The sequence below is a fragment of the Paenibacillus albiflavus genome, assembly GCF_004344915.1.
Taxonomy (GTDB): Bacteria; Bacillota; Bacilli; order Paenibacillales; family NBRC-103111; genus Paenibacillus_AM; species Paenibacillus_AM albiflavus.
Genome location: NZ_SKFG01000013.1, coordinates 135,977 through 142,128, shown reverse-complemented (window position 1 = coordinate 142,128; position 6,152 = coordinate 135,977). Strand labels below are relative to the sequence as shown.

Genomic DNA, 6,152 nt, shown 5'->3' with positions numbered 1-6,152 from the left:
AGGAGTGGTCTGGCTTACCATTCCTTGTGGAATAGAACCAATCTCTGTGACTTGAGCGGTTGTATAGTAGGTTCCAAGGTTATCGGGTGCATAATTACCTGGTTCGTATAGAGCCAATTTTTCACCAGTTCGATTTTGGATTTCCTCCATACGACTTATTAAAGAGTCAAATGATTGCGGAATTACGGTTGGGTATTCTGAATACTTCGCTTCATGCCTTGTTCCAACTGCTGAGAATCCTCTATTGACCACTCTACACGTGTTATTTTTAACGCCTAGTTCGCTCATTTCGTTTCTCCTTTCGGTTTCTGAATCGTATAAAAAGGCATAAATAACACTTCGATTACTATCCATATTTTCCCTTATAAAGCACATTTGATTCTCCAAAAAACTTGCCGTTACTTGTGGTACGATTCACCGAGTATGATCTTTAACTAACCTGCCCGTTAGTTGAATAAAAACCTATGTTTTATTCAGTCGCTATCTTCCAATGAATATTCAACTACTACCCAAGGAAGCCACAGAACTGGCTCAGTACCCTCTATTTCATCATTAGTGTATTGTGCCAATTGTTCAGCTTCTTTAAGGCTTCTAATAAAACCATTTTGATTTAGGGAGAATGAGAATTTTTGCTTATATTCTTCAAATAAATGATTGCATATGTAGGAGTGGAAAGCTCCATATTCATAACCTAATATTTCATAGCCTAGAGTAAAACCATTCATTTCAAGAATCTTATTTTGAGAAATGTTATATTCAACTCCATAAAAGAATCCTTCCTCCCCAAAATCACTTTTAAGATTCTCTAACATTTCGGCAGGTAATCCAATTCCGATTAACCTCATTTCTTTAATTTGGTTCAGATACTTATGATAAAACTCCTTAGCTTTCTTTATATTGGTAAACACATGTGGAAAACCTAATGCCTTATTATCAAATTCCTGTTCAACCCACTTCTCCATGCAAATGAAGTTGTCTTGACATAAGTTTAACTGCTTCATATACTCTTTTTTCTTGGATTGCGATTTATCCCAACACACCCCAATGTCAGGGTAGTTATCACATATACAGTTACTTGCTGATAGAACCATATCTGGCATTATATCTTTATCCATATAATCAGCCCTTCTTTTGGGCTTTACTAAATAGTAACCTCCTAAAAGATACTCCAAGATGTATCCTCCTTACATAAAATTGCTCATTGATTTAGTCTTTCCTATCGAAAGGATAGTGTTTACATGTTGAACAAACTTCTTTGGCTTTCGATACATCAATTCTAACTTGAAATTGCTTCTCAATGATTTTCAGTATATTTTCTTTAGCCCATTTTTCCACAACAGCATTTATATCGTAACAAGCACCCTCATCTATTCTTATTTTCAATAGTGGACAGTCACAGATAAATTCATTGTTCACATCCATCATCCTTAAAATAAAATCGTGCTTATAACTATTCTTCATCCTCATTTGTTTGTCTTATTCCACCACCAAAAAGCCAATCCTTAGATTCCATTAAACCAATAAACACATTATAAAATTCATTTTCGTATATATCCCCATCTTTTGAGAACACAAAGCCTTCTATTAAAACACCTTTAGCCATTTACATTTCTCCCTATCAAATAAAATCATTCTTTTATAAACGGATAATGTCACCCTATTATACCATATGTTGGAATTTTCATATTGTCGTATCGTCTCAAAATTAACTCATAGTCGGTCGATGGAAGTGCATAGCACATTACCCAAACCATCCAAGTATATCTATAATATTTATTCATTTATTAATTAAGTGATGAAAATCGACTTATTTAAACGAGCTGTAAACATGTTCTCAGAACCTCTAATCCTTGGTAGCTTTACACTATACGATAAGAGCCTAAAAATGTCTCACCACTCTCAGTCTATTCTGCGCACTATATCGTGTCAAATAACAAAAAACCACCTGCATCAAAGCAAGTGGCTTATTAACTAAATATTTCTTATATATATTCATTTAGACTTTATATACTCTTAAACGATCAAAATCAGCTTGTATATCTCGTCTGCGTTTAAGTAAGTATAAAATGGGAGCAATAGAATATATGAACTTATTGTATATTTCTGCTGATAAATAAAGCTATACCTGTGACTTCCGCTTATGGATTCCTCTTAGAAGGCTCAGAGAACAATTATGATATTGATTATAGTGATTAGCTTAAAAAATCAAAGGGCACTTCCCATAATAGAAGAGTGCCTTTTGTTTGTTCTGCAATCTATTCGATTTTTATTATGGTGTTGGAACACCTGTAGGTTTATTGATTTCAACCTCATAAATGCGATTCAAGTTATCTTTGATTCTGATTACTGCTTTAGTTGGAACAACTGATGGAATAAAAATTTCACTAAGCCACAAATCGCTATTATAAGATGTCGTGTAAAATGGCGTACTTAATTGTCCATCAGGCTGTTGGTCATTTGAGTATTCTATATCAATATCTTTGAGCTTGCCGATCTGTTCATCATATGCACAATTCCTAGCTAACACTTGAGCTCCATTCATTAAGAAAACTTCAATCATGTCAATATTTTTGTATGGTAGATTATCAATATTGATCTTGAACCCAACATTATAAGTGTTCTGCTCTGCCCAATAGTCAAAGTCTTGTATTTGAACATATTCTTCTGCTTCAGGACCTACTATAAGCTCAGGGTCTATTGGAATTTCTGGGGCTGAGCCAATTAAATTCTCATTTGAAGCTTCGTAGATTAGACCATTTACATCAGTGATCGTAATTACAGCTTTCGTAGGCTTTTCAAAATAGTATAGAACGCTACACCAATATTCATCAATTAAATAGCCACCAGTACGCTTCTTGAAAGCAACACTTAATTGACCATCTTCGCCACCATGCAATATATCATCCGATTGAAGATTTGCAATTTGGTCAACTATATCACCATTAAGAAGAGGCACACCACGAAAAGCTGTACGTCTAGTCAATATGTCTTCGCCATCATATAGAGTAACTTCAATTTTTTTAATATCCTTATATGGCAGAGTGTCAAGGTCAATCTTGAATCCAACAATGTAAGCATTTTGGTCTGCAAAATATCCGAAATCTTGTGGTGTGATAGGATTTGGACGTGTGCCAACGACTTTAACAAAAGTCTTGTCAGTTACCTTAGTTATAAGCTGAGAGTACAATCCACTATCTTTGCCTTTTATACTTAATTGAAATTGAACAAGACCTTCTTTTTCTGATTCAGTAATTAATAAATCAGCGTTGGCATTCCACTTTCCTTTTAATGTAGGGTGTGGACTCGAACTAAAGTAGGTAGGAGTCTTGCCGTTTATTTTAAATGATTCGTTCATTTCAACTTGTTCATCAGTGACAAATACAATTATAACATGATCGCCAACTTCAGCTACGTTTCTGTTTTCGTTTGTTGAAACAATACTAACGTTATGAATCTTTAACGCTTCTCTTAATACTGTTACACTTGTAGTTGCAGCTTTATTCCCATCTACCGTAGTTGCAGTGATTTCCGCGAAGCCGAATTTAACAGGCGTTACAACACCATTAAGTACAGTTGCAACAGATTCATCACTTGAAGACCAAGTTACATTCTTGTTTGTTGCATTTGATGGATTGATCGTAGCGACCAAAGTTTCTGTTTTCCCATTCACACTAAGCTCTAAGTGTTCTTTATCTAATGAGACACCTGTAACAGCTACGTTAGTAGTTGGAGGTGTGGTTTCTCCACCGCCACCAGTAGAGCCACCACCAGAACTTCCACCGCTATCTCCACCACTTGGAGGTACAGGAGTCGGTACAGGGGTAGGAGTAGGCTTTGGAGTTGGTGTTGGAGATGGAGTAGACTTAGTTTCTGGTGCAACATATGACTCAACTTGTTTCAATAAATTATCACCTACTACAGCTACCATTTCGCGTGTAGCTTTGCCTGATGGATGAAACGAACCATCTGGTGAACCTGACATAAGTTTATATTTTTGTGCCAATGCTACGAAAGGTTTAGCCCAATCGGAAATGCTGTCAGCGTCTTTAAAGTCGAGAGTAGCAACTTCGTCTTTAGGGATAACGCCTTGGAACACTAGAGCGCGAACTAGAATAGAAGCCATTGCTTCGCGTGTAATGGTTCCATTTGCATCGAACTGTGTATCGTTAATACCTGAAATAATTCCTGCTTTAAATGCTACATCAATGTATGAAGAAGCCCAATCTGGTACATCTGTAAAGTGAGTAGTAGCAGACGGTTCAACTTTAAGTCCCAATGCTTTGACAACCACGATCATAAATTCTGCGCGAGTCAGTTCACCTTGCGGATTAAAGCTACCATCTGAAAGACCAGAGAGAATGCCTTTATCTTTTAGGTTTTTGATCGCTTGCTCTGCATAAGAGCCTTTAATATCAGTAAATCCATTAGTTTCAGCTAAAATAGGAGTAGCCATTACATTCAATAACAGAGTGGATGCTATCAACGTCTTTGCTAGGATATGTATTTTCATATTGGTTAAATTCCTCCTCAGTATATAGGCAATTAGTACAGTATTAATAGTATATATAATACAAATTATTAGTTCAATTAAAAAAATTCATAATTTTGGAATTCAGATAGCGTTAGTAATAATCTATCGAGGAGTTGGGTTGAATCATGAAACGTAGAATTCATTATTTTTACTACTTATATGTCCAAATCATTCAGAGGGTTGTACTTCTCATTTTGTTCTTTCAATGCTGTTCCCCAGATAGCAAGATAACGTTGAATATTAGCGATCTGGCTATGTCGTAACATCTTTTGCAATAAGAATACGTCCATTCCTGCCATTAAACAAAAAACCACCTGCATCTATGCAAGTGGCTTATTAACTAAATATTTCTTATATATATTCATGTAGACTTTATATACTCTTAAACGTTCAATATCAGCTTGTATAGCTTGTCTATCATATGGAAGTATTATTGTGTCGCTATGCTCTGTATAAAACCTTAAATGGGGATTTTCAATGGCGAAAAGCTTTTCATATGAAGGATCATCGATTGCCCCTAGTAAATTATGACGCGGTGTAGTCTTGTTGTTAATTTCATTAGTCATCATTTCACTCATCTACAAATCCAAATTGTTTAACGGATTATACTTATCATTCTGCTCTCGCAGCTCATTACCCCACATAGCTACATACTTCATTGTCACAGTTATATTTTGATGCCTCATAAGCTTTTGAATAGCAAATGCGCTCATGCCTGACATAGCAAGTCTATGACAAAACGTATGTCTAAACGTATGCGGTGATACTCTCACATTAGTAAAGTTCATCTTTTGTCTAAGATACTTAAACACTAGCATCAACGAGTTTTCTGTCAGCTGGGTATAGTCACGCTTAGTAAATACATACTCATTTACACTACCCCAACGTTGCTTACAAAAAGTTTGATATGCTCTCAATTCTTTAGTGAGCTTCATAGTCATTGGAATTGATTCTTTTCTTCTTGATTTTCCGAATACAGATAACGATTGATTTTCAAAGTCGACATCAGACCATTTCAAACCAATGATTTCACCTCGTCTAATACCAGTACCTAGTATCACAACAATGATCATGTAATCTCGATAAGCAACATAGCTGTTCTCTCTCCGCTTAACACGTCTATAAAAATTAAGCATCTGATTAATTTGTTCATCTGAAAACACGTCAATCTTTACATCTGCCTTTTGGAATTTTACCTTGTGAGCTGGATTATTCTTAATGACCTCACATTCTACCATGTAATTGAGGAATGCTCTTATTCTCAACAGCTTAGTATTAATTGTACCTGCTTGGTTGCCTTTATCCTGACAAAACATCAAATACTCTCTCACATGACTCTGTGCAATGTCCTCAACATTTACTATCTCATTATCTGTACAATAGTTAACAAACTCACCTAGTAGCGTTAGATAATTCCTAACATTCTTCTGTGTAGTATTCTTAAACTTACGGTCATCAATAAAATCCTTAAATGCAAACTTTAACAACACAAAAAACCACTCCTTAATAGAATTATTAAGAAGTGGTCAATGCTTAATTTATTATTTATAACTGTGACTGCTTCTTAAATCAAGTTCAAAACAACCTCAATTTTAAGGAGCTATTTGGTATGACCGTTTAG

At 35.4% G+C, this 6,152-nt stretch carries 7 protein-coding genes and 1 pseudogene; all 8 read right to left on the bottom strand.

All coding sequences use genetic code 11. The features are described 5' to 3' along the window. The coding region (locus E0485_RS14490; protein ID WP_132418772.1) for a hypothetical protein at positions 1–288 on the bottom strand (288 nt) is incomplete at its 3' end. A gap of 185 nt (positions 289–473) precedes the next feature. After that, entirely contained in the window at positions 474–1,172 is a 699-nt protein-coding gene (locus E0485_RS14485) for a hypothetical protein (protein ID WP_132418771.1), read from the bottom strand. Between the two features lie 34 nt (positions 1,173–1,206). Then, positions 1,207–1,416 (bottom strand): hypothetical protein, encoded by a 210-nt coding sequence (locus E0485_RS14480; RefSeq protein ID WP_132418770.1) that lies wholly within the window; start codon positions 1,414–1,416, stop codon positions 1,207–1,209. 34 nt (positions 1,417–1,450) lie between these two features. Further along, positions 1,451–1,603: a hypothetical protein gene (locus E0485_RS25120; RefSeq protein WP_165921188.1), complete on the bottom strand. Its 153-nt coding sequence runs from the start codon at positions 1,601–1,603 to the stop codon at positions 1,451–1,453. Positions 1,604–2,269: 666 nt separating this feature from the next. Then, complete coding sequence (locus E0485_RS14475) at positions 2,270–4,510, bottom strand: S-layer homology domain-containing protein (RefSeq protein WP_132418769.1); 2,241 nt, start codon at positions 4,508–4,510, stop codon at positions 2,270–2,272. Between the two features lie 176 nt (positions 4,511–4,686). After that, a pseudogene (locus E0485_RS14470) lies at positions 4,687–4,836 on the bottom strand (integrase); the annotation flags it as partial. Positions 4,837–4,851: 15 nt separating this feature from the next. Next, positions 4,852–5,109, bottom strand: a complete 258-nt coding sequence (locus tag E0485_RS14465; RefSeq protein WP_132418768.1) for a hypothetical protein — start codon at positions 5,107–5,109, stop codon at positions 4,852–4,854. Then, positions 5,110–6,021, bottom strand: coding sequence for a tyrosine-type recombinase/integrase (locus tag E0485_RS14460; protein ID WP_132418767.1), 912 nt, complete (start codon positions 6,019–6,021; stop codon positions 5,110–5,112). Positions 6,022–6,152: the final 131 nt, after the last annotated feature.